General features: G+C 33.2%; 23 protein-coding genes. 7 read left to right on the forward strand and 16 right to left on the reverse strand.

The features are described from left to right. Window positions 1-205: 205 nt before the first annotated feature. The 5 genes from P8625_RS02175 to P8625_RS02195 all read right to left on the reverse strand — a co-directional run bounded on the left by P8625_RS02175 (window position 206) and on the right by P8625_RS02195 (window position 4,187). Window positions 206-1,081 carry a DUF6602 domain-containing protein gene (locus P8625_RS02175; protein ID WP_279651867.1) on the reverse strand — a complete coding sequence of 292 codons (876 nt, stop codon included), beginning with the start codon at window positions 1,079-1,081 and terminating at the stop codon, window positions 206-208. Next, entirely contained in the window at window positions 1,068-1,541 is a 474-nt protein-coding gene (locus tag P8625_RS02180) for a Mov34/MPN/PAD-1 family protein (RefSeq protein ID WP_279651868.1), read from the reverse strand. Before P8625_RS02180 ends, P8625_RS02175 begins: the two co-directional genes overlap by 14 nt. Continuing rightward, on the reverse strand, window positions 1,538-3,226 hold the full coding sequence (locus P8625_RS02185) for a ThiF family adenylyltransferase (protein ID WP_279651869.1): 1,689 nt from the start codon (window positions 3,224-3,226) through the stop codon (window positions 1,538-1,540). Before P8625_RS02185 ends, P8625_RS02180 begins: the two co-directional genes overlap by 4 nt. Beyond that, window positions 3,226-3,513 carry a hypothetical protein gene (locus tag P8625_RS02190; protein WP_279651870.1) on the reverse strand — a complete coding sequence of 96 codons (288 nt, stop codon included), beginning with the start codon at window positions 3,511-3,513 and terminating at the stop codon, window positions 3,226-3,228. The genes P8625_RS02185 and P8625_RS02190 overlap by 1 nt, the downstream gene beginning before the upstream one ends. A gap of 71 nt (window positions 3,514-3,584) precedes the next feature. After that, window positions 3,585-4,187 carry a nucleotidyltransferase family protein gene (locus P8625_RS02195; protein ID WP_279651871.1) on the reverse strand — a complete coding sequence of 201 codons (603 nt, stop codon included), beginning with the start codon at window positions 4,185-4,187 and terminating at the stop codon, window positions 3,585-3,587. Window positions 4,188-5,221: 1,034 nt separating this feature from the next. Here P8625_RS02195 and P8625_RS02200 point away from each other — a divergent pair. Next, window positions 5,222-5,425, forward strand: a complete 204-nt coding sequence (locus P8625_RS02200; protein WP_279651872.1) for a hypothetical protein — start codon at window positions 5,222-5,224, stop codon at window positions 5,423-5,425. Between the two features lie 100 nt (window positions 5,426-5,525). Here P8625_RS02200 and P8625_RS02205 read toward each other — a convergent pair whose 3' ends face one another. The 4 genes from P8625_RS02205 to P8625_RS02220 all read right to left on the reverse strand — a co-directional run bounded on the left by P8625_RS02205 (window position 5,526) and on the right by P8625_RS02220 (window position 9,410). Then, window positions 5,526-6,464 (reverse strand): NAD(P)H-dependent flavin oxidoreductase, encoded by a 939-nt coding sequence (locus tag P8625_RS02205; RefSeq protein WP_279651873.1) that lies wholly within the window; start codon window positions 6,462-6,464, stop codon window positions 5,526-5,528. Window positions 6,465-6,552: 88 nt separating this feature from the next. Next, window positions 6,553-7,368, reverse strand: a complete 816-nt coding sequence (locus P8625_RS02210) for a toxin-antitoxin system YwqK family antitoxin (protein ID WP_279651874.1) — start codon at window positions 7,366-7,368, stop codon at window positions 6,553-6,555. An 18-nt stretch (window positions 7,369-7,386) separates the two neighbouring features. Beyond that, window positions 7,387-8,574, reverse strand: a complete 1,188-nt coding sequence (gene mnmA, locus P8625_RS02215; protein ID WP_279651875.1) for a tRNA 2-thiouridine(34) synthase MnmA — start codon at window positions 8,572-8,574, stop codon at window positions 7,387-7,389. A 128-nt stretch (window positions 8,575-8,702) separates the two neighbouring features. Beyond that, window positions 8,703-9,410 (reverse strand): toxin-antitoxin system YwqK family antitoxin, encoded by a 708-nt coding sequence (locus P8625_RS02220; protein ID WP_279651876.1) that lies wholly within the window; start codon window positions 9,408-9,410, stop codon window positions 8,703-8,705. A gap of 45 nt (window positions 9,411-9,455) precedes the next feature. Here P8625_RS02220 and P8625_RS02225 point away from each other — a divergent pair, with 45 nt between their 5' ends. Then, entirely contained in the window at window positions 9,456-10,034 is a 579-nt protein-coding gene (locus P8625_RS02225) for an adenylosuccinate lyase (RefSeq protein ID WP_279651877.1), read from the forward strand. Window positions 10,035-10,126: 92 nt separating this feature from the next. Here P8625_RS02225 and P8625_RS02230 read toward each other — a convergent pair whose 3' ends face one another. The 3 genes from P8625_RS02230 to P8625_RS02240 form a co-directional block, all read right to left on the reverse strand. Next, window positions 10,127-10,909 carry a hypothetical protein gene (locus P8625_RS02230; protein ID WP_279651878.1) on the reverse strand — a complete coding sequence of 261 codons (783 nt, stop codon included), beginning with the start codon at window positions 10,907-10,909 and terminating at the stop codon, window positions 10,127-10,129. A gap of 286 nt (window positions 10,910-11,195) precedes the next feature. Then, complete coding sequence (locus tag P8625_RS02235) at window positions 11,196-11,366, reverse strand: hypothetical protein (protein WP_279651879.1); 171 nt, start codon at window positions 11,364-11,366, stop codon at window positions 11,196-11,198. Between the two features lie 494 nt (window positions 11,367-11,860). Further along, window positions 11,861-14,491, reverse strand: a complete 2,631-nt coding sequence (locus P8625_RS02240) for an endonuclease (RefSeq protein WP_279651880.1) — start codon at window positions 14,489-14,491, stop codon at window positions 11,861-11,863. Between the two features lie 172 nt (window positions 14,492-14,663). On the opposite strand from P8625_RS02240, the gene pheT reads away from it, so the two are divergent. The 4 genes from pheT to P8625_RS02260 all read left to right on the forward strand — a co-directional run bounded on the left by pheT (window position 14,664) and on the right by P8625_RS02260 (window position 20,422). After that, a complete protein-coding gene (gene pheT, locus P8625_RS02245) occupies window positions 14,664-17,090 on the forward strand; it encodes a phenylalanine--tRNA ligase subunit beta (RefSeq protein ID WP_279651881.1) in 2,427 nt (808 codons plus the stop codon). A 63-nt stretch (window positions 17,091-17,153) separates the two neighbouring features. Then, window positions 17,154-18,230, forward strand: a complete 1,077-nt coding sequence (locus tag P8625_RS02250; RefSeq protein WP_279651882.1) for a quinone-dependent dihydroorotate dehydrogenase — start codon at window positions 17,154-17,156, stop codon at window positions 18,228-18,230. 88 nt (window positions 18,231-18,318) lie between these two features. After that, window positions 18,319-19,794, forward strand: a complete 1,476-nt coding sequence (gene mqo, locus P8625_RS02255; RefSeq protein WP_279651883.1) for a malate dehydrogenase (quinone) — start codon at window positions 18,319-18,321, stop codon at window positions 19,792-19,794. Window positions 19,795-19,807: 13 nt separating this feature from the next. Continuing rightward, window positions 19,808-20,422: a LysE family translocator gene (locus tag P8625_RS02260; RefSeq protein WP_279651884.1), complete on the forward strand. Its 615-nt coding sequence runs from the start codon at window positions 19,808-19,810 to the stop codon at window positions 20,420-20,422. A 2-nt stretch (window positions 20,423-20,424) separates the two neighbouring features. Here P8625_RS02260 and P8625_RS02265 read toward each other — a convergent pair whose 3' ends face one another. From P8625_RS02265 to P8625_RS02275, 3 genes are read right to left on the reverse strand one after another with little or no spacing between them, the layout of a single operon-like run. Continuing rightward, window positions 20,425-20,925 (reverse strand): hypothetical protein, encoded by a 501-nt coding sequence (locus P8625_RS02265; protein ID WP_279651885.1) that lies wholly within the window; start codon window positions 20,923-20,925, stop codon window positions 20,425-20,427. Further along, entirely contained in the window at window positions 20,922-21,452 is a 531-nt protein-coding gene (locus P8625_RS02270; RefSeq protein WP_279651886.1) for a YfiT family bacillithiol transferase, read from the reverse strand. Before P8625_RS02270 ends, P8625_RS02265 begins: the two co-directional genes overlap by 4 nt. After that, window positions 21,452-22,138 carry a tetratricopeptide repeat protein gene (locus P8625_RS02275; RefSeq protein ID WP_279651887.1) on the reverse strand — a complete coding sequence of 229 codons (687 nt, stop codon included), beginning with the start codon at window positions 22,136-22,138 and terminating at the stop codon, window positions 21,452-21,454. The genes P8625_RS02270 and P8625_RS02275 overlap by 1 nt, the downstream gene beginning before the upstream one ends. Window positions 22,139-22,369: 231 nt before the next feature. Here P8625_RS02275 and lon point away from each other — a divergent pair, with 231 nt between their 5' ends. Beyond that, window positions 22,370-24,826 (forward strand): endopeptidase La, encoded by a 2,457-nt coding sequence (gene lon, locus P8625_RS02280; RefSeq protein ID WP_279651888.1) that lies wholly within the window; start codon window positions 22,370-22,372, stop codon window positions 24,824-24,826. Between the two features lie 146 nt (window positions 24,827-24,972). Here lon and lysA read toward each other — a convergent pair whose 3' ends face one another. After that, window positions 24,973-26,181, reverse strand: a complete 1,209-nt coding sequence (gene lysA, locus P8625_RS02285) for a diaminopimelate decarboxylase (protein ID WP_279651889.1) — start codon at window positions 26,179-26,181, stop codon at window positions 24,973-24,975. Window positions 26,182-26,360: the final 179 nt, after the last annotated feature.

Raw genomic sequence — 26,360 nt, forward strand, 5'->3', positions numbered from 1 at the left:
TGAAACGTAGCGTATAAATATGCACTAAATTTCAGGTTATAACTTAACCAAAGTTAAGAATTTTGTTTTTAATTTTTACTAAAGCCAAATTTGTAATTTTGGTGGTGCTTGCAAACAGGCACGAACCTTTATTTTGGCATTAAATAGCTATGTTTTATATACATTGTTCTCTGCTGGCATTTCTTTGAGCAGACTTTTTGAGATATTAAATATCTTCATCAATTTGTTCATTTATACTTTCTAAATATTTATTTAAGTTTATTGCAGGAACTGTTCCGATTGATTGTTGTAAATGTCTTGTTAATTGCATGAAAAATGTTACAAAAGAATTTTCTGAAGAACTAAAACGTGAGTCTAAATATTGTCTGTTTTCATAATATTCAAGATAAGGTTGCATCCCTGCTTCTGTTATCTCTCCAGTAACATCTTGTTCCCTTCCAAACTTTTTAATGATTCTCTTTGGACTGCTATAGTCAATATAAAAACTACCATAATCAGCAATACAACCAATATCAATACTTTTCAAGTTTGTCTGTTCTTTGAAATGCTTAATCAAAGTATTATTATTACTTTTTTCTCCTGATTTTGTTGAAGTTAATATTCCTCCAAGTATTTTGGTGAGTGGTCTTGCTGAATTTTTAATCCCTCCATTGATAAAACTTGCTGCTTCTCTTTTAAGAACTCTTACGCTTTCTATTTTTTCTCCTGCGTACGCAATATTGTGTTTTCCATCAGAAAAATCTGAAATATCAGGTTTCACTTCAAAAACAGCATAAACCCCCTCTGCTGGGATATAATGAAATCCATTTTGTGTAAAGATGAAAGGGGTAAACCAATTATCATAAATTACTATATCTATTTGATGGCTAATATTCCCTTCAAAATCTATAACAATTGCTTTATCTACACTATACCTGCTTGGTAAATATTTTCTTAACCATTCAATCCAAGCATTTTCTAAAGCATCACCTTTTGAACCTGAGTGTGTAATATTATCTCTATTAGCACTAAGTTGTGCGGACATTTGGTGTTGCATACTTGCAAACAAACTCTTTAATTCTATCTTTTTACTTTCTGCCATATTCAAATAGTGTATTGTTGTCGTATAAATAAAATGTGTAATTTTTTAACTTCTGATTATTGATGCTTACAATTAATAAAATTGGATTTTTAATTCTTATAGTTTCACTTTCTGCTATACTTTGCATAGCATTTAAATCTGTTAAACTATACATAGAAGAAGCATCAGGATGCGAATGCCATTCTCCTACATAGTAGCGTTTTTCGTTGAGTTTAAATAACTCTAACAACTTTTCTTTAATTCCCTCTGCACTTCGTTCAAATAATATTCTATGACTTTTATACTCATTTGGAGATAAAACATCTGTTAAAACTAATGTTTTTAAATCGTCAGAATAGTACCCAATTAAGAAACCTCCAAATTCATTAGGATAGTGTTTTAATGCTAGACTCTCAATTTTTAAGATTAAATCTTCTTCATATTCTAAAGATACATTTTTATGTGAGTTAATTATTTTCAATATTGAGTGAATTTGATATTAGTATTATTTTCAGAATTTATAGAAAGTGTAAAATTGTCTTTAGGTTTATTTTCTTCATACTTTCTATTTATCTCTTTTAAAGTATATTGTGTTAGTAAACTTATGTTATTGTACGAAGCTTTAAATGTGGGACTCCAACATCCAGTAGGATTGTATAAATCGTTAACATCGTTATCTAAAATGTTAATAAATTGATTTTGAACATAGTTGTAGATGTTGGGGTAGAACGCACAAACTAAATCTTTTGCATGATTAGTAATTGAGAGATTAATTAAGTCTGTACTTAGCTTCAATTGGTCTAATACAAACATTAAATCACTATCTGTTGAACAATTAAAGACAATATCGAATTGATTTAAAGATTTTTCATATTCTTTTTTAGCTTCTTTATCTTTATGGAATGCTTTTATAAATGATTCAAAGTATTCATTGTTATTATGAAAATTCACATTAACAAAAGGAGAATTTTCTTGTAACGTTTTAATTAATTCAAATGTCTTATCATAGAGTCCATTGCTGAAATTATATTCAGAACGACACACGTTTTCAGGTTCTTTTACATCATAATCTACAATACTTATATTTTTAGCTCCACATTTTACCAATGTTTTTGCCACCATACTACCAATTGCTCCTACACCAATGATTAAAATTCTAGCATTAGTAATTTTATCACAAAAAGTACCTCTCCCAAATAAATATTTATAAGATGAGTTTCTTGTTATAGCCCAATTAATTTTCCGGTTAATTAGTTTACTTTCCCATTGTCCTTTTAATTTAACACCTTTTGAATCTATAACTGGAATACCTATTGTAGGTATTTCATTTATTTTTACAAGAGTAGAAATCCAATGAATTTCATTCTCCACAGTTTTATATCCAAAAAATATTGGAAGAAAAGTATTTTTATGTTTTTTATTTCTTTTTTGAAAATCATATAAGAATTGCAAAAAATCAGTTGGAATATAGTTCTCTAATTCTAACCAATTAGAGAATGCAAAACGATTATGAAAAGCAGGAACATCCTCAAGAAAAAGGAATAATCCTATATTCTTAACCTCAAAATTCATATAATACTCACTCCACTTAGAATTTATCTTTATAGTTTTTTTTAATGGTTGAAAGGATTTTATTAGAAAGTTAGATATTGGTTTCTTCTTATAAATACCATTGCTTAAAGGAGTTAAATCTACTTGTCCAAATTCGCCTTTTGAAAAAGAATAATCTACATCAGTAAATTGATAGGAATAATAAATATCGTCAAATGGCTGTTCATTTATAATGATATGTTCATAATGAGAATCTATATTTTTATTAATGTAATATTTCTCTATCCAAGCTTTTAATGATTCAAAATCTGCAAGTAGCTTTTGCTTTAGTTTTGGACTATGGAGCGTGTGAATACATATTGAGCCATCTCCCATAACATGATTATACGGGATTAAATCTTTATTAATAAACTTTATGGCTTCAGAATCGTGTGATTTTAATGGGTATTGAGGGGAAATTTGAACATCAAAATTCAAGCTTTCGTTAAGCCCTTCTAGATTAACAGATGTTTTTCCTTCTAAAAATATTCCAACTTGTTTAAACTCTTCTAAAACATCAATAAAAGGAATTGTTGAAACAATATTATTAATTTCTTCTATGTTATGAAAACCCATTACCCAAACTGTTGGCTTTTGTTTGGAATAGAAGGGGCAACAATACTTGCATCTTTTAAGCCATATTGACCTTTATTTTCATCTTCTTCTTCAAACTCCTCATTAATTGGAAAATATGTTTTAATATTATCACTATTATTTTCAATGTTAGAAATCATATTTGACATTTTGTTTGATAAGTTTGTTTTCTCCCAATCTTCTAATGTATCTGCAACATCATTATTCGTATTTCCAGGGTCTTTTAGAGTGAAGTTGTCTTTTGTAATGTTCTCCTTTATATATTCCATTACTGATTTTAATTTATCCCACAAATTGCCTGAAATATTTTCTTTATCAAATGCTTTAATTGTAATAAGTTCTAAAAAAAAGATTTATAGGATTCGTTATTAGTTGTTTTCCAAATTTTTAATAAACGAATAATGCTTCTATCATTATTCTTTCCTTTAATATGGTCTATTTGAGCTTGAATATTGGTTTGGATATATGTTTTTTCGTCTAATAATCCGTATTGAGAATTGACGAATAAGTTAAGGTTATGGTCTTCCGCATATTGGTCTTGATTTAATTCTCTACCTGCGACAACATCAATATTTATTTCGTCCCCATTATCATCTGCATCAAAAATAATTCCTATTGAAACTTTTTGTTTTCTTACATCTGCTACATCCTTGTATTTTTCATACAAAAAATCGAAAACATCATTAAACATTTCTTCTAATGTATCAAAAGAATTTCTTTTAAAAGGAACGACAATATCCAAGTCAAATTTAATATTGATAGCTGTATGCTTTGCGTACGAACCAGAGTTTATAGGATTATAAATTTTGTCTTTATAATTCTCCTCTAAGGCTTCCTTAACTTCTTGTCTTTTTTCTTTGTATTTATCGAGTAATTTCTCGATATGTGCCATTCTGTGTGTTTCTAATACTTGTTGGAGATGTTGTGTTTTGTCTGTAGCCATGAGAATATTTTTTTGATTTACCTAAAAATAAACAATAACAATACCAGTTATTAATTCAGACAGAATGACTTATTTGTAAATATTTAGTGTCAAAAATGGCAGAGGAGGGTTTTGGTTTTGCTTGCAGAGAACTTGTTTATATAAATACCTTTAGCACTCTTATACAACCTATTTGGAGGTATAAAGATACTTTTTATTAATTTTTAGTGCTTTTATTTTTTAATAAATATACTGTTCTTTCTAAACTATTACAAGGGTTTTTAATTTCTGAGTTTTAATAGTTTTTAACTCGTTATAGTTAAACGTTCATGCTTTTATTTCAACAAAAGCATGCGACATTATAAAGTTCTTAAAATAAGTTACTATTAATTATACTGTACCTACAAACTTAATACAATCGGTGCATACATTCTTACGGAATCCCATAAGCACAACTATAGAAGTAATAAAAGTAGTTTTTTTGTCATAAACGATTTGTATACCGCTATTTAGGTTGCTGCTATTTGGGCATGTTTAGTGGTTATCCCTTTCGCATCAACTACTTTTTAAGTAGGAGAAGCCCACGGTTTTACGACCGTATATCCTTCCAAATATAAAAAATAAAGATAAAAAGCGACACATTTTTTATCGGGACGACGACCCGAGCCTAATCATGATGACACTCCAACGCTAAGGGGAGTGATACTCCATGCCTAAGGGGAGCGACACTCCTTGCCTAAGGGGAGTGACACTCCAACGCTAAGGGGAGTGATACTCCATGCCTAAGGGGAGCGACACTCCTTGCCTAAGGGGAGTGACACTCCATGCCTAAGGGGAGTGACACTCCGATGGTAAGGGGAGTGGTATTCACTGCCTAAAGGGAGTAATAGCAAACCATAAAAAAGATAAAAGTACGTATCTGTATAGAAAAATGTTTGTTAAGTATTGTAGCAACAGCGAAATTACGATGCAACCTTAGGAAGGTTTTTTAACCTAGACCCGTTGGAGGAAAGCCCAATACAGTTAGATAAGTCACCGTTTGCGTACAACTTGGATTGCGGGGCGTTAAAAAAAAGATATGGTATACCTTTTTAGCGAACGAGCCAGCTGGCGCAAGGCAAAACCTTACCGACCCAGATGTAATGCATTCTGATTGGAATGAAAGCGATTACTTTAAAAAATCTCTTTTTGGAGGAGAAAGAAAACAAGTAAAAATTAAGCAACAGTATTCAAATAAGGCTATTTCTTCCTCGTTATGACGGTTTAATTGTTGGCTTTTACCTCTCGTTTCTTGGCTCTCGTTTCTTGGCTCTCATTTATAAAAATGAATCACTGATCATTGATAACTGTTCACAGCGATTAAAACAACGACTCTTTTTTTACTTGTTCGTACTCGGCAACAATAGCTTCTAAAACTTCTTTCGCTGGTTTAATTTCGTGAATTAATCCTGCTACTTGACCTATTTCTAGCTCTCCATCGTCCAAATCGCCTTCAAACATTCCGCGTTTGGCACGGGCACGTCCTAGCAATTCCTTTAATTGATCTATGGTTGGATTTTGCTGATATAACGCTTTCACTTCTTGATAAAACTTATTTTTCACCAAACGAACGGGCGCCAACTCTTTTAGGGTTACATGCGTATCTCCATCTTTTACATTTACGATTGTTTGCTTGAATTTCTCATGGGCTGAAGATTCAATAGTAGCGGCAAAACGGCTTCCTATTTGTACACCATCTGCTCCTAATACCATCGCTGCTAGCATTCCTCTACCAGAGCCTATTCCTCCTGCTGCTATGACAGGTATTTTCACTTGTTCTTTTACCATTGGAATTAAGGTAAACGTAGTGGTTTCTTCTCTTCCGTTATGACCTCCTGCTTCAAAACCTTCACATACTACGGCATTAACACCAGCGGCTTCTGCTTTTAGTGCAAATTTTACAGAGCTTACTACATGTACTACAGTAATTCCTTTTTCCTTTAAAAAAGAAGTCCATGTTTTTGGATTTCCTGCAGAAGTAAATACTATTTTTACGCCTTCTTCCACAATGATATCCATTATTTTTTCAATATCAGGATACAGCATCGGTACGTTAACTCCAAAAGGTTGAGAGGTTGCTTTTTTACATTTTTGAATGTGTTCACGCAGTATTTCTGGATACATGGAACCTGCTCCGATTAGCCCTAATCCTCCTGCGTTTGATACTGCAGAAGCTAGCTTCCAGCCACTTACCCAAATCATTCCTCCTTGAACAATTGGATAATGTATGTTAAATAATTTAGTAACTCTGTTTTGCATAGCGTAAATGTACAATCATTAACTAGGAAGCACAAAAAAACCTCGAAAAAATCGAGGGTGTATAGTGGTATTGTAAAAAGTAAGACTGCTAATCTTGATCGATTACTCTTGTGGAAAAATTCAGCGCAATATCGTATTTGTATGGTATTTTTCTATTCATTTCCACTGCGGGTTTCCATCCTTTTATAGATTCAAAAAAATCGGTTATTTCATTCCTCAATTTCTCAGGAATTGTATTGGCTATCCACACATCTCGAATGCTTCCATCGATATCAATAATAAAATTTACATAGATAATCGTATTGATAGCATAGCTTATATTGTCTATTAAATAGCTCATTCTTGAATTAAATTCCCCTTTGCCATTTTTAAAAACAGGCTTTATAAACTTTGTATAAGTATCGTCTTTGAGTTCTTCTCCTTTTTCGTTAAACAATACATACTTTTCTATATCACCATTTATATCGTAATAAAATTTTGCTGCTAGATTGCCATTGTAATGGTAATATTTCCATAGCCCTGATGGAATCCCGTCTTTATGGAAACCTGTATAATTTCTATTTCCATTATCAAATAGTGTGAGTATTTTTCCTTCTAATTCTCCATTATCATTATAAAAAGACCGCTTTGATATTTTTCCATTTCGGTGAAACGCTAGGTATTTGCCTACAGGCTTATTTCTGCTATTATTTTTTGAAAACCATTTTCTAAAAATTTTACCATCTCTATAGTAAAGTGTTAGTTCCCATAACTTTTCTCTTTTTACGCTGGTTTCAATATATTTAGCATCGTTTTTATTGGACGTTATCTTAAACTCTCTATCTAAATAACTAGCAATAGAATCTTTTTGTGCGTATCCATGAATACTGATGAATACGATACATAATAGCATTATTTTTTTCATAGCTTTACTTTTTATTTTTTATGAAATTACACCAGAACCTAATAGTTCTTCATTTTGATACCAAGCCACAAATTGTCCTTCTTGAATAGCCGATTGTGGATTTTCAAATTCTACATAAATTCCGTTGTTTACTTTATATAACGTAGCTTTTTCTAGGGGTTGACGGTAACGAATACGAGCTTGTACTTGCATCGTTTCTCCTTCTTCTAAAGCCAAGTCTTCACGTATCCAATGTAGTTCTTCGTTTGATACGAACAATACACTACGATACAATCCTTGGTGATTTTTTCCTTCGCCCGTGTAAATAATGTTGGTATCTACATCGGTTTCAATTACAAATAAGGGTTCTTTGGTACCCCCAACGGCTAAGCCTTTGCGTTGACCTTTGGTAAAATAATGCGCTCCTTGGTGTTTTCCTACTACTTTTCCATCTTCTTTGGTGTAAGAAAATTTTGTAGAGAAATATGTAAGTTCGTCTTCTTTATTTTCAAATTCAGGAATTGCGCGACGGTACTGCTCAAATTCGTTTGGAATTTGAACTATAGCGCCTTCTTTAGACTGCAATTTTTGTTGTAAAAAATCGGGAAGTCGTACTTTTCCTATAAAACACAGTCCTTGGCTATCTTTTTTGTCGGCGGTAATTAAATCTGCTTCTTTTGCAATTTCACGAACTTCTGGCTTTGTTAATTCTCCGATAGGAAACAATGCTTTAGACAATTGTTCTTGTGATAACTGACATAGGAAATAAGATTGGTCTTTATTGTTGTCTTTTCCTGCGAGTAATTTATATACTTGTTTTCCGTCAATTAGTTCTTCTGCTTTTCTACAATAGTGCCCAGTAGCTACATAGTCGGCTCCTAAGCTCAATGCGATGTCCATAAACACATCAAACTTAATCTCACGATTACACAATACATCAGGATTGGGCGTGCGTCCTTTTTCGTATTCGCTAAACATATAGTCGACAATACGTTCTTTGTATTGTTCGCTTAAATCGACTGTTTGAAAAGGAATTCCCAATTTTTCTGCCACAATCATGGCGTCGTTGCTGTCTTCTAACCACGGACATTCGTTAGAAATGGTTACGGAGTCGTCGTGCCAGTTTTTCATAAACAGCCCGATAACCTCGTACCCTTGCTCTTTTAGTAGATAGGCAGTAACACTGCTGTCTACTCCACCTGAAAGTCCTACTACTACTCTTTGCATTTTCTACTTTTGAAGCTGCAAATTTACGAAATAATAAACGTTTTAATCAACGTTTTAAAATCCTGTAACTCACATCAAATTCAACAGCCTTTTAAACAAGATATTACGCGACTAGAACTTACAATTTTTTAGTCTTTAGGAACTGCATGTACAGTTCTTTTTCTTTTGCCAGTAACGACTTCTCCGTCCATATAAAATTCCCATTTCCCGTCTCTTTTACCGTTTTTATACATTCCTTTTTCCTTCAAATCTCCTTTTAAATCGTAGTATTTTCCTTCTCCTTGTAATTGTCCGTTAACATAATGTACTTCTTCTATCATGATACCTGTTTCAGTAAAAATCTTAGAAAGTCCGTTCTTTTTACCGTCTTTATACGTACTCTCTTCGGTTAGTTTTCCATTTCTATAATAATTTTTAAGAACTCCGTGTAGCTTACCATCTACATATTCTTCTTCTGAAAAAAGCGTTCCATCAGAAAAATAGTAGGTCCACTTCCCAACGCGCTTTTTTCCTATCATCCATCCCTTTGTTTTTACTTTTCCTTTAGGCGTAAAAAAACGTACAAAAGCGCTGTCTGATTTTGCAGAAAATTCTTTGGTCATAGAAGGAATTCCGAAAGAATTGGATTCATAAAAATTAAAGGTTCCTATCTCTTTTCCGTTTTTAAATTCGCCTGAGTATCTTATTTTATTCTTAGCAGCATCGTAATACTTTTTCCAAACTCCATGTCTGTTTCCATTGGTATCGAACTGATTTATTTTTTGTGCTTGAGTAGCTGTTATAAAAAATATAGATATTAAAAGTGCGATTGAAAATATGCTTTTTATATGTATCATGCTATAATTTCTTTTATATTTCAAATTTACATAAACCATACCAATATGAGTCTTGATTTTTTAATTTCTGTGTTAGAGAATGTTGATAATCCTGCTAGGGTAAACAGAAATAATACTGCAAATATTGTGTTGGCGCAACCTGAATTGATACAATATTTGGTCGAAATTACTTTTGATGTTGATACTAAACGCTCTATTAAAGCTGCTTGGGTGTTGGAGTGGATTTGCACTCATCATGGAATTGAACATGTTGCTCCTTATCTGACAGTTTTTACTAACAATATTTCAAATGTACATTTTGATAGCGCCGTAAGACCTTGTGCTAAAATTTGTGAGCATATAGCTGTTGCCTATACGTCAAAATCGACAAACAGCATAAAAAAGGGGCTTACAGAAGCTGCTATTGAGTTACTTATTGAAACTGGATTTGATTGGCTACTAACCGACCAAAAAATAGCAGTAAAGGCCTATACCATGCATACTTTATATTTATTCGGTTTACAAAAAGACTGGGTACACCCTGAATTGGAACATCTTATTCGTACTAAGGTGATTCATGAAAGTAAGGGGTGTAAAGCAAGAGGGAAGAAAATTTTAGGATTGATTGAGAAAAGCAAAAAATAAAATTTATTTACAAGATGGTAACTATAAAACCTCAGAAGATTTTTCTTCTGAGGTTTTGTATTACTTTACAAACATTTTAGGTAGTTAATGGATTACCAAGCCCATCCTGATGTTGAAGAAACTTGATCGTTCCAAGATTTTCTCCACCACCACCATCCAGACATGGTATACCATTTTAAATTTCCTACATTCAACCCTATATAGCCTGTCGGACAATAAAATCCTATTACTTTACCTCCGTAGCAAGAGTGTTGGTATAAATAAACTACTTGTCTTCTATAAGTTGGTTTTCTAATTTTTAAAGAAGATAGCTGGTCATTATAAGTACTTCCTACCCAATGGTGTCTGTAATAATAACGATTCGTTCTTCTCATCCCTGTCATTTCTGTATTATAGTATGCATGCTTATAGAAGTAGAAGTTTCCTGACCCATTTATATCATGGCTATTACATCTTGAGGATGTGCCTTCTGCTGAAGCTTTATCTCCTGGAAAACCTTCAGCTACTTTTGCAGTATACGCTTCTAAATCACCTCCGTTATCAAAAACTTTAATTTTGATATTAGGATTCCCTTCTTCTGGGTTCTCAAAAAATAGTGATTTAGGTGCTATTTCTTCGTTTCCAAAAACTTCTTGGGCAAAATCTACATCTCCTTCTACACCCAATACTTCATCACTTTCTTCATTATATAAATAAGATACTCTAAACTCTTTTCCATAATAATCATACGTATGATTTATAGTTAAGACACCTTCTTTTGCTAATTGTACTTCTTCTTTATTTGATGATTCATTTTCAATGATATCTTCGCTTTGGCAGCTGAAAAATATGGCAAAACACATTACAGCCATCCATAAAAAATTTTGTTTTTTCATGTTTTTTGTTTTTTTGTAATTATCAGCTAGTAATACACTGATAACTGATTAAATGGTTAGTTTTTTTAATTTTTTACAGGTATTAAAACCTCTACGTTTTCAAAACGTAAGTAATCTACATTATATGTACCTGCTTGTAAAGTAATAGTTTTTTTGTCTAGCTCATTGGTTATAATTTCATAAGTAAATGTCTTGTGAAATAATGAACCTGAACTTGAATATCTATATACAAATATATTTCTATCGCTATTTTAAAGCACACTAACGTGCTTGTAGTACAAATTCATCAGCTAAAACGCCAATGCATCACATACAACCATGGCACATAATAAGGTTTAGATTGTTTTACCTCTAAAGTTTTACTGTTTGATAATTCGTTTTCAGAATCTTCGTCTGGGTATGCTTGTAGCATCATAAATGCGATACCTACAAACAAAACGTTTTGTAGTTTTTTCATAAAATAATAGTTTTCGGGGTTACTATGTAACAAATGTAGATAAGCAAAATAGGTTAACCACAAGTTGAAAACCTATTTACCCTACAGGAAAAACACCTTATTTTAATAAATAATAAGTAATCAAAATTTATAAAGAAGTAAACTTATTTTTTTCTTGTTTTTTATATTCAAACCAATCGTAACACTAAAAGGTATAATATATGAAAAGAAATATTTTGAACTCAAAAAAGCTTTTACTAGCCTCTATAATTCATTGCGGTTCAGTATGGTTAGGAAAGTATTTTAAAATAAATAGAATTCAAAGACTAAATAGTTAAAGCTAAAAACAAAAATTTATACAGAAACCACTCATTCTTTGTATTTCCATAAGGGTTTTTAAAAAAAGAAAACCCCGTTTTTGAACCATATCGGTCATTTTCGGGGTTTGCGATTCTTTAAATTAAAAAGAATTGTTTAGCTTAAATAATTTTTGCTAATTCTATGTATCTGGTGTGTTACTTTTTTACAAATTTCTGTACCATTTTCTCTTCACCATTACTTATTTCTAATAAATAGAAGCCAGGTTGCAAGTTACCAATCTCAATATAATCTTCTGTTAACTCACCTTTAGCAATAACTTGCCCTATTACAGAGCTTATTGTATACGCTACCTTACTCTTTTCTTCATTTTGTAGCTGAATATGTAACACATTACCTGTTGCCGGGTTAGGATACATTTTAAAATCTTCTTCAAATAGCTGAATGGTAGCATCCATATATTGTAGACGATTTATGGTGTTAAGCTCACTTCCTTTAGCGCTAGTGCCTGTTTTACCAGTTATTGTTACTTGGTCTATATAAACTTGGTCAGCGTTGGCAGAAGCATCACATTGAAAACGGAATTTACTATTGGCAGCAAAATTGTAATTTGCTTTTTGCAGTACTACTGTTGCTGTATAGAAATAATTGTTTTGAAAATAAGAACCACTCGCATAAGTAGCTACAGTTTGCCATGTGCTACCATTGTAATAGCGTACCCAGAAATCTTCTCCATTTTCCATACTATTTGCATAAAAATAGAAAGTTACTTCAACACTATCGTAGGCAGTTAAATCATAAGATGGAGAAGTCATTGAAGAGGCAGTACCAGAATTATCTCTTAAACGTACCGAATAATTACCTTCATAAGAATATGAGCCAGAATATAAAGCACAATCTCCACCACCATCAATCCAATTGTCTAAACTACCTTCAAAATACGACTCTGATAAAATCGTGTTAGTCGCAGTAACAGATTTCGTAGTAACTCCAATTATGTTGCTTGCGTTAGAAGTATTACCGGCTTCGTCTGTTGCTTTTACTGAAAAAGTGTAATTTGTGGCAGCAGTTAAACCAGTTACTGAATAGCTTGTGCTAGTTACGGTTGCTATTTTGGTATTTGCTTGGTATACCTCATAAGCAGTTACTGCTATGTTGTCGGTAGCTGCGTTCCATGATAAATCAGCAGAAGTTTGTGTAACGTTAGCAACTGTTAAGTTACTCGGAGAAGTCGGAGCTTCGGTGTCTGGAGTTGCAGACGAACCGTCGACACTATGGCTTCCTAAACCACTAAACGTGTCTGTAGAAAGAACATCCCATTCAGCAGTTGTGTAAGAACTGTTAGGAGAAGCAACCGAAGACTTTCTTTGTAAAGTAACATCTTGAGCAAATGTAGCTGAACTATTAGGGTTACCAATTAAATCAATTAACGTAGTTCCTTTAAATAATCCCACTGCATCATTACCATTAAAAGAAAGTACACCAGTATCTGTTCTGTCGGCTTTATTTAATATAGTACTAGAGGCGCTACTATTGGCAATTACATATACATTACCAGTGGCTAGCTGACCACTTAAAGTTAATGTATTCGTCCATCCACCACCATTGGCAGCTTTTTTTAATGAATATCCAGACAAGTTTACAGTAGTTCCTGTAAAATTAGCAATTTCAATAGCTTTATTATTTGAAGAACCTTCTACATATTCAGAAATAAATACATCGGTAGCTGTACCAGTACCTCCATCTGAACCTGTATTTGTTGTTACTGAAACAGTATTGCTGGCGTTCGATTCATTTCCTGCTGCATCTTTTGCTTTTACTGAAAACGTATAATTTGTGGCAGCGGTTAAACCAGTAACGGTATATGAAATAGTAGAAATTGTAGCGATTTTAGCAGCACCATTATATACATCGTAACTTGTAACGCCCACATTATCGGTAGCTGCATTCCAAGTTAAACTAACAGAAGTTTCTGTTACATTTGAAGCAGTTAAGCTTGTAGGACTAGTAGGAGCTTGCGTATCTGAACTACCACCGCCACCATTTCCAAATAAATCTTCTGCTTGAGCTCCTCCCCAAATTTGGGTTGCGAATGCAGGATTGTCGATAAACGGATTACGGTTTCCTTGAAGATTCTCTAAAATAGGGTTGCGTTGTTTTTCAAAATCAGATACGGGATCTTCCACATTCCATTGAATAAATAACGCAAGCATGTTAGAATCTGAAGACATAGTAGCACCAGTACCTACATTTGATGGTAAGCATTGGTTACCATAACGCAAGTACATGTACATCATCATACGTGCGACATCACCTTTCCATTCATCGCCTGGATACCATCCACCTGCTACATCACCAGCATTACCAGAGCCGTTGGCAAACTTTTTACTACTTCTTTGAGAGTTAAAAGAGATGTCTGCGGGTCTAATATGATGCGCATCGGCTCCAGGACCAGAAGTTCCTAAATTAGGATTTCCTAAAGATTTTGGATATACGTGTTCTCTGTTCCATTGGGTACCTGCTGTACCTCCATTTGCATTTTTATCTCTAGTTCTGTCGGTAACATAATTTCCGTCAGTATCACTATAACCATAAATTAATAGCACTTTACTAGGGTCGGTTGGGTCTAAATCGGTTTGTTTTAAAGCATCCCAAACACCAGGAGTGTACGATAGGTTGGTTGTATGTGTGCTAATGATTTTGGTAGCTAATTCATTTTTCAATGAGGTACCTGACAAATTTAAGTTTACATCATTGTAATACGAAGGGACTTGTGAAAAAACTGATAGAGAAGCTATCAATAAAATCAAGAGTAGTTTTTGTTTCATGAAATATTTTTGAAATGTTAAGATTTTGTTAACTCGACACAAATCAATAAAAAATATAATTTTCCAATGTTACCAAAATGTTAATAATCAGCAAGCTGTCTTTTGTAGTTAACAAGTTTCTAGTATTTCCTTTATTTTATGTAAATTTGCAGGCTAAAATTAGAGATTGATTATGAAGATATCATACAATTGGTTACAACAATTTTTACAGATAGACTGGGAGGCAGAGAAAACAGGAGAATTGTTAACAGATTTAGGTCTTGAAGTAGAGGGAATTGAAAAAATAGAAAGTATAAAAGGGAGTTTGAAAGGCGTTGTTGTAGGAGAAGTTATAACTTGCGAAAAGCACCCCAATGCAGATAAGTTAAAGGTTACTACTGTTAATTTAGGAAATGGCAGCCCTGTACAAATTGTATGTGGTGCTCCTAATGTTGCAGCAGGGCAAAAAGTTCCTGTAGCTACTATTGGTACGATGTTGTATGATGAAAAAGGGGAAGGTTTTAAAATTAAAAAGGGAAAGATTCGAGGAGAGGAGAGTCATGGAATGATTTGTGCCGAAGACGAGTTAGGTTTAGGACAAAGCCATGACGGTATTATGATTTTAGACGAAACTTTAGTCCCAGGTACTCCGTGTTCAGAAGTTTTTAATATCGAAACAGATTATGTTTTTGAAATTGGTTTAACACCAAACCGAACAGATGCTATGAGTCATTATGGTGTTGCACGTGACTTACGCGCAGGGTTAATTCAGCAAGGAACTAGTATGGAATTGATTTCTCCATCGGTTTCAAATTTTCATGTTGATGAACGCACTCATAAAATTGATATTGTAGTAGAAAATAAAGATTTAGTACCGCGCTATTGTGGGATTACTATTACCGATGTTGAAGTAAAGGAATCTCCAGAATGGATTCAAAATAGATTGAAAGCCATAGGGTTAACTCCAAAGAATAATATTGTGGATATTACGAACTACGTGTTACACGAGTTAGGACAACCCTTACACGCTTTTGATGCTTCAAAAATTAGAGGAGGTAAAGTAGTGGTAAAAACCTTAGAAGAAGGAACGAAGTTTACAACCTTAGATGAGGTAGAAAGAGAATTATCTTCTGAAGATATTATGATTTGTGATGCCGATGAAAACCCGTTATGTATAGGCGGAGTGTTTGGAGGAGCAAAATCGGGAGTTACTGAGCATACAACCTCTATTTTCTTAGAAAGCGCCTATTTCAATCCAGTATCAATACGAAAAACAGCCAAACGTCACGCACTAAATACCGACGCTTCTTTCCGTTTTGAAAGAGGAATCGATATCAATACTACAAAATATGCGTTAAAACGTGCTGCTTTATTAATCGAAGAGTATGCAGGAGGAAAAATGTCTTCTGATATTCTAGATTTCTACCCAGCAAAAGTTGAAGATTTTGAAGTATTCTTATCTTTCGAGAATGCGTACAGGTTAATAGGTCAAGAAATACCTAAAGAAACTATTAAAAAAATCTTAGCTTCACTAGAAATTAAAATTAACAGTGTTACCGATGCAGGCTTAGGTTTAGTAGTACCTTCATACCGAGTAGACGTTCAGCGTGAAGCGGATATCATAGAAGAAATTTTACGTGTTTACGGATATAATAACATAGAATTTTCTCATAAGTTAAATACCTCTATTTCCTTTGATGATGATAAGGAAGTAAAAATTGAAAACATTGTAGCCAATCAGTTAACATCGTTAGGATTTAATGAAACTATGGCGAATTCGTTAACGAAGGGTGATTATATTGAGCTGTCTGATAACTTAAATGCCGATTTTAACGTAGAAATGCTAAATCCGTTAAGTAACGACTTAAAAGTAATGCGTCAATCGTTATTGTTTAGTGGTTTAGAGTCGGTTGCATACAATATCAACAGAAAAAACAATTCACTAAAGTTTTATGAGTTCGGTAAAACCTATCATAAATATGAAAGCGGATACCAAGAAGACAAGCATTTAACTTTGTTTGTCACAGGTACGAGAACACAAGATAGTTGGAAGGTAGCTACACAAACATCAGACTTCTTTTACCTTAAAGGAATTGTAACAACCTTATTAAGCCGTTTAGGAATTGATACTTTAAAAACTACTCCAACAAAATCGGATGTGTTTTCAGAAGGAATTACCCTAAGCTTAGGAAAAACAAAGTTGGTTGAATTGGGAGTGGTGAAAAGAGCCATCTTAAAAGAGTTTTCAATAAAACAAGAAGTATTGTTTGCTGACTTTAATTGGCAGAATATTCTAGATTTAGTAGGCAAGAAAAAAATAAAAGTAGCAGATTTACCTAAATTTCCAGCTGTAAAGCGTGATTTAGCCTTGTTATTAGATAATAAAGTTGAATTCAAAGAAATTTATAACTTGGCATTTCAGTCAGAAAGAAAATTATTGAAAGAAGTAGATTTGTTTGATGTATATGAAGGCGACAAATTGCCAGAAGGTAAAAAGTCGTATGCGGTAAGCTTTGTTATTCAAGATGAAAACAAAACTTTGGCAGATAAACAAATAGATAAAATAATGCAGAAATTACAGCAAACATTCGAAAAGAATTTAGATGCTGTATTACGATAATTCAGAAGCTCCATTTTTGGAGCTTTTTTTATAGTTAACCCATAAGACAAACTAAAATAACTAATGTATAAATCAATTATTCGCCCGATTTTCTTTTTGTTTGATCCAGAAAAAATTCATCATTTTACCTTTTCATTAGTAAAGTTTTTATCGAAAATACCGGGAATCCCCGCTATTTTTAGAGGCATGTATCAAGTAAACGATACAAAATTAGAGCGCAATTTATTCGGGTTAACATTTAAAAACCCTGTAGGATTAGCAGCAGGATTTGATAAAAATGCAGTGCTGTATAATGAACTGGCAAATTTTGGCTTTGGTTTTGTTGAAATTGGTACGGTAACCCCAAAGGGTCAAGTAGGAAACCCAAAAAAGCGTTTGTTCCGCTTACAAGATGATAAAGGAATTATTAACCGAATGGGATTTAATAATGAAGGATTAGAAGCAGCCATCGAACAATTAAAAAAGAACAAAGGAAAAATAATAATAGGAGGAAATATAGGTAAGAATACCTTAACAGCTCCTGAGAATTATACCGAAGACTACATAGCCTGTTTCAAAGGACTATACCCGTATGTAGATTATTTTGTACTGAATGTAAGCTGTCCGAATGTATCGAGTCATGCCAAGCTAGAAGATGTCGATTATTTGAAGGAATTGATTACCGAAGTTCAAAAAATAGATACAGAATTATCGGAAGATCGTAGTCGAGATTCATTGGTTGCTGAGCGTAGTCGAAGCAAACCTATCTTATTAAAAATAGCTCCAGACTTAAACAACCAACAATTAGACGAAATCATTCAATTGGTGGCAGAAACAAAAATTGACGGAGTCATCGCATCAAACACATCGGTAAATAGAGATAACTTAAAAGCTTCTAAAGAGCGTTTACAAGAAATCGGAAACGGAGGAGTAAGCGGACAGCCAGTAAAAGACAAAAGCACGAAAGTTATTCAATACTTAGCAAAGAATTCTAACAAAGCATTTCCAATTATTGGAGTAGGAGGTATTCACTCTGAAAAAGATGCCTTAGAAAAGCTAGAAGCAGGGGCAGACCTAGTGCAGATTTATACAGGATTTATTTACGAAGGACCTAGCTTGGTAAAGAGAATCAATAAAGCTATTTTATCAAAACAATACTAAAGCATTCTATCAATTTTCTTACATCAACCTATCGCTTTTACCTTTATTAAGTATATTGTAAAACCATTTATAAAAAGTTAATTAAGGAATGAGTTTCAAGAAAAAATACGATTTAGTTTGTGTCGGAGGAGGTATCATGAGTGCTAACCTAGCACTATTGGCTAAATTAATACATCCTGAATTGGATATTTTAATTGTAGAAAAACTAAATGAGGTTGCTAAAGAAAGTTCATCTGCATGGAACAATGCTGGCACAGGGCATGCCGCTTTGTGTGAGTTGAATTATTATCCTGAAAAAGAAGACGGAACCATCGCTATTGAAAAAGGGATAAAAATTAGCAAACAGTTTGAAATTTCAAAACAATTTTGGGCATATTTAGTTGAAGAAAACCTATTGAATAACCCCAAAGAATTTGTACATCCAGTAACCCATTACAGTTGGGTAACAGATAAGGAAAATAGCGATTATTTAGAAAAAAGATATCATGCTTTGAAAAAGCACTATATGTTTAACTCTATAGAGTTTACTAGAGATCAAAAAAAGATGAGCCAATGGTTTCCTTTAATTGCAAATAACAGAGAGGAAAATGAAATTATGGCAGCCTCTAAAGTGGGCAGAGGAACTGAAGTAAACTACGAGGTGCTAACAAAAGCGATGTTTAAGGTTTTAAAAGAGCAATACAATACGCCAGTACACTGTAATTTTGAAGTATTAGACGTTGATCCAGACCCTGAAATAGATTGGACTGTGAAGTTGAAAGATACCCAAACGGAAGAGGAGTATGCCATTGATGCTGAACACGTTTTTATAGGAGCAGGAGGAGGAAGTTTATTGTTGTTACAAAAAGTAGAAATTGATGAAAAAGAAGGGTATGGAGGTTTTCCAGTGAGTGGAGAATGGCTCGTATGTAACAACGAAAAATTAATCAATCAACATGAAGCAAAAGTATACAGTAAAGCAGGTTCAGGAGAACCACCCATGTCTACACCTCACTTAGACACTCGGTACATTGACGGTAAAAAACAATTAATGTTTGGTCCTTTTGCGGGTTTTAGTCCTAAATTTTTAAAAGAAGGCTCTAATCTAGACTTATTAAAATCGATTCAAATAGACAATATCTCTCCCATGTTAGGAGCTTTTTGGCAAAACCTTCCTCTTACAAAATATTTGATAGAACAAGTATTGATGGACAAAGAAGATAGAATGAATTCACTACGTACTTTTATGAAGGAAGCAAAAAGTGAAGACTGGGAAGTAATGAAAGCAGGACAAAGAGTGCAAATAATAAAAAAAGATGATTATGAGACAGGAAAACTTCAGTTTGGTACAGAGGTAGTAAGTAGCAAAAATGGAAGTATTACTTGTTTATTGGGAGCTTCACCAGGAGCATCAACAGCTACCGCTATAATGCTATCGGTTTTAGAAAAAGCATTTCCAAACATAGTACAATCTGATAAAGTACAAGAAAAACTAGCTAAAATAGTTCCTTTTTATACCCATGAAGTAACAGAAGATCTTTTCAACAAACAATTGAAAAGAACGAAGCATATTTTAAAATTATAAAAATAATAGTTCAATGCTAGAAACCCTTATCTCTTTTGTATTGGCTACGGCGACTTTAGCGATTTCACCAGGACCCGATAATATTTTTGTACTTACCCAAAGCATTGTAAATGGTAAAAAATACGGATTAGCTACCGTTGCTGGTTTAATGACAGGATGCATTATTCATACTACTTTGGTAGCCTTTGGAGTTTCGGAAATTATCAAACAAAACCCGAATTTATTTTTTGTTATTAAACTATTTGGAGCAGGATATTTACTGTATTTGGCGTATCAAGTATATAAAAGTGATGCGAACATTGCGTTTTCAACTGAGAATGTTCAGAAAAAATCAACCTTACAATTATTTAAAACGGGTTTTTGGATGAATGTACTAAACCCGAAAGTAACCGTTTTCTTTTTAGCTTTTTTTCCCCAATTCTTATTTTCTGATACCTTACCAACCGTTATCCAATTTTATGTATTAGGAGGGTTGTTTATTCTAACATCGTTTCTAATTTTTTCTTCCTTTGCTATCTTAGCAGGAAAAATTTCTGATTACATCAAACAACACGATAAAGTAGGAATATACTTAAAATGGGCACAGATTGTAGTTTTTGTTGGGATTGCTCTGTTGATTTTATTGTAAAACTAACGCAACCATTTTATCATTTTAGGAAAAGCGGGAACAGAAGAATCTTCATTGTTGCTTTCATGGCAGAGTCCCATCCATGTTAATAACGGAAGTCCAATATAATTTTTACTTTCAAACTGCTCAATCAACCATTTTGATTGGTTTTTATAACCGTTTTCATGAAATACTACTTCAGGGGCTAAGTTTAGTTTTTGTAAGGCAGCATACGACCACAAAATAGTTACAATTTCATCACCAGCACTGGGCCAATCTTCAGGCATTTCAGGAGTGCCAATAAGTGGTCTTTGTGCTTCCAAAGTAACTGCGATATGACCAGCTTCATGTAATAAATCTCCAGGATATTGTAGTTTGCTTTTATCAACTAAAATACGTCCTCTATACAATTTTAAACCAGGTAAAAAACAAGGTTCGTTTAATGCTGTGTATATAATATCAATCCCTATTTCCTCAATAAAAGCAGTTATAACGTTCAATTCTTTCTGCTGATGGTGCATCATCTCCAATTATTTCTTACTAAAAGTTGTTCAATATGAGCGTAATGATGTTCGCAGTGCCATGCATAAATACCAATATTTTCTTTTAAACTTACTTCTTCATGGCCATCTGGATGGATAAATGATTTACGTAAATCATTTTCAGTTAAGCCTTTTAAGAAGTACACCCATTTTGCATGCAAGGCTTTTAACGTATTTAATGAAAGTTGTATAGGAGCTTTTTTAGAGTCGAAAAGTGCCGCCCAACGATCTTCAAAATAGGCTTTTATAACAGGTTTGTCTTCTGTTAGCGTCCATTTAAACCGAGTATAGGAATTATGGTGGCTGTCGGCACAATGATGTATAACTTGTCTAATGGTCCAACCTTCTTTTCTATAGGGTGTATCTAGTTGCTCTTCAGATAAATTAGAAACAAGTTTGTGTAGTTTTTCTGGAAACGCTTCTATAATACAAATCCAGTCATTAATCAGTTCAGGAGAAATTTCTATGGGAATTTGAGGTTTTCCAATTGGATATTTTAACTCTTCCATTATTCTGTACTCTTTGAAGTTAGCTTTTCTAAGTTTCGTTTGGCACTGCTGTTTTCAGCATTAATTGCGAGCGCTTTTTTATAATACTCAATAGCTTTTATGGTATCTTTCATGTAAACATAAGCATCTCCAGCACTGTCGTAAGTATTGGAGCTATTTGGGTATAATTCAATATTAATTTTAAAGATAGTAATTGCTTTTTTAAGTTCCTCTTTTTTAAGATAGTGATATCCTAACCTATTTAAATTCCTTTCTCGAATTACAGGACTCAAACTATCTTTTTCTTTAATAGCTTTATAGCCTTTTAAAGCGGCTTCAAAATTACCTTCCGCCAAGTATTCACTGGGAGTTTTTTCTCCTTTTTTTAGTTTTTTAAAGATATATTTTTTGCCTTTATGCTCTCGCTTTTCAGCTAATACTATCTCATTTTTAGTAGTATTAAAAATAAGTTTTTCATTGAGTTCTCGCACATAAAAAGAAGAATCGTTCACCTTTAAAGGTTCTAAATTTTGATTACGCCATTTAATGAGCAATTTAAGGTCTTTATTGAAGGTAACTTCTATAATTTCATCAGCATTAAAATAATAACGCCCTGCAACTTTCTCTACAAATTTTGTAGGGTTAGTTTCAGAAGTACAACTAGCAAGTAAAAGTATAAGTGAGAGTATTAAAAATTTGACTTTCATTTTTTGGTTAGTTTTTATTATAAATAATTATATATACGACGACCACAAGCAAAATAAGTTACAAATTAAGTTATTTATAGCTTTTGTTGGCATAAGAATTGAGTAATAAATAAAGCAAAAACCATTGATAAATATATATACCCCTTGTTTATCAGTTGTTTGTGTTTTTTTTGGTGGTTTTTATTTTTTATAAAATGCTTAAAAGTGCCACTATGACATAATAAATAAGATATGAGCAAATCAAAAATATTACATTTAGACAGTTTGTCGCTTGAAGACGTTTTTAATGAGGATTCTGAGTTAATTCCATTACTTACTCCAGAAGACGAAGAGTTAATAAATAGAGAAAGTATTCCAGAAGAGTTACCAATTCTTCCTCTGCGTAATACCGTATTATTTCCGGGAGTAGTTATTCCGATTACGGCGGGTAGAGATAAATCTATTCAGCTAATAAAAGATGCGAACAAAGGAGATAAAGTTGTTGGAGTTGTAGCGCAAAAAAATAGCGAAGTTGAAGACCCTGGAACTGAGGATATCTTTCATACTGGAGTGGTGGCTCAAATACTAAGAGTCCTAAAAATGCCAGACGGTAATACCACGGTAATTATCCAAGGTAAGAAACGTTTTGAAATAGAAGAAATTACCAAAGAAGAACCGTATTTAAAAGCGCGTGTAAAGGAAGCTGTTGATGAGCGGGAGATTGATGACCAAAAGGAGTTTGACGCTATTATCGATTCGATAAAAGAACTCGCATTAGAGGTAATTAAAGAAAACCCTATGTTACCTTCAGAGGCATCTTTTGCAATAAAAAATATTCAATCAAACTCATTTTTGGTGAACTTTATTTCATCAAATATGGAATTAAGTGTATCGCAAAAGCAAGTGTTGTTAGAAAAAGACAACTTAAAAGAGCGTGCACTGTTAACTCTAAAAAACCTAGACAAGGAATTACAAAAGTTGCAATTGCGTAACGATATTCAGTCTAAAACACGTTCCGATTTAGACAAGCAACAGCGTGAATATTACTTGCATCAGCAATTAAAAACAATTCAAGATGAATTAGGTGGCGTGTCTCACGATCAAGAATTAGATGAGATGCGAGCGAAAGCAAAAGACAAAAAATGGAGCAAAGAGGTAGGAGAGACGTTTGAAAAAGAATTAAATCGTTTAAAACGTATGAATCCTCAAATGGCTGAATATGGAGTACAACGCAACTACCTCGAGTTGATGTTAGAGTTACCGTGGGGAGCCTACTCTAAAGATAAGTTTGACTTAAAAAGAGCTCAAAAAATATTAGACAGAGACCATTTTGGTTTAGAGAAAGTAAAAGATCGAATTATAGAACACTTAGCTGTTTTAAAATTACGTGGAGATATGAAGTCGCCCATTATTTGTTTGTACGGACCTCCAGGGGTTGGTAAAACATCGTTGGGTAAGTCGGTAGCAGAAGCTTTGGGGCGTAAGTATGTGCGCATGTCTTTAGGAGGTTTGCGAGATGAAGCTGAAATTCGTGGACATCGTAAAACCTATATTGGAGCAATGCCAGGGCGTTTAATTCAAAATATTAAAAAAGCAGGTACTTCAAATCCAGTGTTTGTATTAGATGAAATTGATAAATTGGGGCAAAGCCACCAAGGAGATCCTTCTTCTGCCATGTTAGAGGTATTAGATCCAGAACAAAATACAGCATTTTACGATAATTATTTAGAGGTTGGATACGACCTTTCTAAAGTGTTGTTTATAGCCACAGCGAATAATCTTAGTCAGATTCCTTGGGCATTGCGTGATCGTATGGAAATTATCAATGTTACAGGATACACTATTGAAGAAAAGATAGAGATAGCTAAAAAATACTTGTTTCCAAAGCAGTTAAAAGAGCACGGACTGTCAAAAGAGCATCTTACTGTTGGTAAAAAACAAATAGAAAAAATAGTAGAAGGGTATACACGAGAATCTGGAGTACGAGGATTGGAAAAGCAAGTGGCTAAAGTAGTTCGTTACGCTGCAAAATCAATTGCAATGGAAGAAGAATACAATGTTGTGTTAACAAACGAAGACATTGAAACTATTTTAGGACCTGCTCGTTTAGAGCGTGGTAAATATGAAAACAATGACTCTGCAGGAGTTGTTACAGGTTTGGCTTGGACAAGTGTTGGAGGAGATATTTTATTTATTGAATCTATTTTATCAAAAGGAAAAGGAAATCTTTCAATTACTGGTAATTTAGGTACGGTAATGAAAGAGTCTGCAACCATCGCAATTAAGTATATAAAGTCGAATGCTGAAGAGTTTGGAATCAATCCTGAGATACTAGATAAATACGATGTACATATCCACGTACCCGAAGGAGCTACGCCGAAAGACGGACCAAGTGCAGGGATTACCATGCTGACTTCACTGGTTTCAGTATTTACACAACGTAAAGTAAAAAGTAAGCTAGCCATGACAGGTGAAATAACATTACGAGGTAAGGTATTGCCAGTAGGAGGTATCAAAGAAAAAATACTGGCTGCTAAGCGAGCCAATATCAAAGAAATTATCTTATGTGCAGATAATAAAAGAGATATAGAAGAAATAAAAGAAAGTTACTTAAAAGGACTCAAATTCCATTATGTAACTGATATGAGCGAAGTAATCGATATAGCACTTACCAAGCAAAAAGTTAAGAATGCTAAGAAATTAATTTAAATATTATCGACACTATACCATAAAGTGTGTCAATTTATTTATTGAGGGTTTTGCTTTTTTGAGTTGAACCCTTTTTCTAATCTCCTAAAAAAACCACCTAAAACTAGGTGGTTTTTTAGTATAGGTAATACCAGTTGCTATTGAAATTACTCTAAAGTAATATTTTCTTGATTTTTAAGAATATCTTCCATCGTTTCTCTTTTTCTAATCAAATAGTCTTTTCCTTTGTAAATCATCACCTCTGCAGGTTTGAATCTCGAATTGTAATTCGAAGCCATAGAAAAACAGTAAGCTCCTGCGTTGTGGAAACACAAAATATCATCCTCAGAAATTTCATTAATTCTTCGATTCGAGCCAAAAGTGTCGGTCTCACAAATATACCCAACAATGCTATAGAATCGTTCTCGACCTTTTGGGTTTGACAAGTTTTCTATATAGTGATACGAATTGTAAAACATAGGACGTATGAGGTGGTTTAAACCGCTGTCGATACCTGCAAAAACTGTAGAAGTTGTTTGTTTAATTACATTTACTTTGGCTAAGAAATAGCCAGCTTCACTCACTAAAAATTTTCCAGGCTCGAACATTAAAGTGACTTCTTTACCGTAATCTTTACAAAATTCATTAAATCGAGTCGATAATTTTTCTCCTAATTCAACAATGTCTGTTGAAATATCATCTTTTTTGTAAGGCACCTTAAATCCACTTCCAAAATCAATGAAATCAATATCTTCAAATTGTTTCGCTGTATCAAATAAAATTTCAGTAGCTCTCAAAAAAGTATCGATGTCTAAAATATCAGAACCTGTATGCATGTGAATTCCGTTAATGTGCATTCCCGTATTTTCAACGACTCTTTTTATATGAGGCACTTGGTGAATAGAAATTCCAAATTTAGAATCGATATGACCTACCGATATTTTACTGTTACCACCTGCCATTACATGCGGATTGATACGGATACAAACAGGAATGGTAGGATGTTTTTGTCCGAATAATTCTAAAATAGATAGGTTGTCAATGTTAATTTGAACCCCTAGTTTAGCAACTTCTTCTATTTCTTGTAAAGAAACACCGTTAGGAGTATATATAATTTTTTGTGGCTCAAAACCAGCCAGCAAACCCAATTTAACTTCTTGAATAGAAACAGTATCTAAACCACTATTTAACGTATTAAAAACCTTTAAGATATTAATATTCGATAGTGCTTTAACTGCGTAATTAATTTTTACATTTTTTACTTTAGAAAACGCAGTTGTTATTTTTTTGTACTGAGCAATAATTTTTTCTGTGTCGTAAACATACAAAGGTGACTGATACTTGCCCGCTAACTTTAAAAGATCTTGTCTATTCATTTACTATAAATTTAGCTCACAAAAGTATATAGGTAAATGATTAGAAAAAATAAAATAAAAGAAATTTACAAATTGTGCTTTTTTTGTGAAATTAAGTGTTTTGCATCTTCTTAAAAGGGGGTTTTCCTGTACTAATCTATTTAAAAAAGAATCATATTTGCAACGAAGTAAATTTTAGG

This window comes from Tenacibaculum tangerinum (assembly GCF_029853675.1).
Taxonomy (GTDB): domain Bacteria; phylum Bacteroidota; class Bacteroidia; order Flavobacteriales; family Flavobacteriaceae; genus Polaribacter; species Polaribacter tangerinum_A.

What these genes read in the sequence shown, in the direction of transcription:
- P8625_RS02175 (WP_279651867.1), bottom strand. Translation starts at nt 1,081, where the DNA reads ATGGCAGAAAGTAAAAAGATAGAATTAAAGAGTTTGTTTGCAAGTATG.
- P8625_RS02185 (WP_279651869.1), bottom strand. Translation starts at nt 3,226, where the DNA reads ATGGGTTTTCATAACATAGAAGAAATTAATAATATTGTTTCAACAATT.
- P8625_RS02190 (WP_279651870.1), bottom strand. Translation starts at nt 3,513, where the DNA reads ATGGAATATATAAAGGAGAACATTACAAAAGACAACTTCACTCTAAAA.
- P8625_RS02195 (WP_279651871.1), bottom strand. Translation starts at nt 4,187, where the DNA reads ATGGCTACAGACAAAACACAACATCTCCAACAAGTATTAGAAACACAC.
- P8625_RS02205 (WP_279651873.1), bottom strand. Translation starts at nt 6,464, where the DNA reads ATGCAAAACAGAGTTACTAAATTATTTAACATACATTATCCAATTGTT.
- P8625_RS02210 (WP_279651874.1), bottom strand. Translation starts at nt 7,368, where the DNA reads ATGAAAAAAATAATGCTATTATGTATCGTATTCATCAGTATTCATGGA.
- mnmA (WP_279651875.1), bottom strand. Translation starts at nt 8,574, where the DNA reads ATGCAAAGAGTAGTAGTAGGACTTTCAGGTGGAGTAGACAGCAGTGTT.
- P8625_RS02220 (WP_279651876.1), bottom strand. Translation starts at nt 9,410, where the DNA reads ATGATACATATAAAAAGCATATTTTCAATCGCACTTTTAATATCTATA.
- P8625_RS02225 (WP_279651877.1), top strand. Translation starts at nt 9,456, where the DNA reads ATGAGTCTTGATTTTTTAATTTCTGTGTTAGAGAATGTTGATAATCCT.
- P8625_RS02230 (WP_279651878.1), bottom strand. Translation starts at nt 10,909, where the DNA reads ATGAAAAAACAAAATTTTTTATGGATGGCTGTAATGTGTTTTGCCATA.
- P8625_RS02235 (WP_279651879.1), bottom strand. Translation starts at nt 11,366, where the DNA reads ATGAAAAAACTACAAAACGTTTTGTTTGTAGGTATCGCATTTATGATG.
- P8625_RS02240 (WP_279651880.1), bottom strand. Translation starts at nt 14,491, where the DNA reads ATGAAACAAAAACTACTCTTGATTTTATTGATAGCTTCTCTATCAGTT.
- pheT (WP_279651881.1), top strand. Translation starts at nt 14,664, where the DNA reads ATGAAGATATCATACAATTGGTTACAACAATTTTTACAGATAGACTGG.
- P8625_RS02250 (WP_279651882.1), top strand. Translation starts at nt 17,154, where the DNA reads ATGTATAAATCAATTATTCGCCCGATTTTCTTTTTGTTTGATCCAGAA.
- mqo (WP_279651883.1), top strand. Translation starts at nt 18,319, where the DNA reads ATGAGTTTCAAGAAAAAATACGATTTAGTTTGTGTCGGAGGAGGTATC.
- P8625_RS02260 (WP_279651884.1), top strand. Translation starts at nt 19,808, where the DNA reads ATGCTAGAAACCCTTATCTCTTTTGTATTGGCTACGGCGACTTTAGCG.
- P8625_RS02265 (WP_279651885.1), bottom strand. Translation starts at nt 20,925, where the DNA reads ATGATGCACCATCAGCAGAAAGAATTGAACGTTATAACTGCTTTTATT.
- P8625_RS02270 (WP_279651886.1), bottom strand. Translation starts at nt 21,452, where the DNA reads ATGGAAGAGTTAAAATATCCAATTGGAAAACCTCAAATTCCCATAGAA.
- P8625_RS02275 (WP_279651887.1), bottom strand. Translation starts at nt 22,138, where the DNA reads ATGAAAGTCAAATTTTTAATACTCTCACTTATACTTTTACTTGCTAGT.
- lon (WP_279651888.1), top strand. Translation starts at nt 22,370, where the DNA reads ATGAGCAAATCAAAAATATTACATTTAGACAGTTTGTCGCTTGAAGAC.
- lysA (WP_279651889.1), bottom strand. Translation starts at nt 26,181, where the DNA reads ATGAATAGACAAGATCTTTTAAAGTTAGCGGGCAAGTATCAGTCACCT.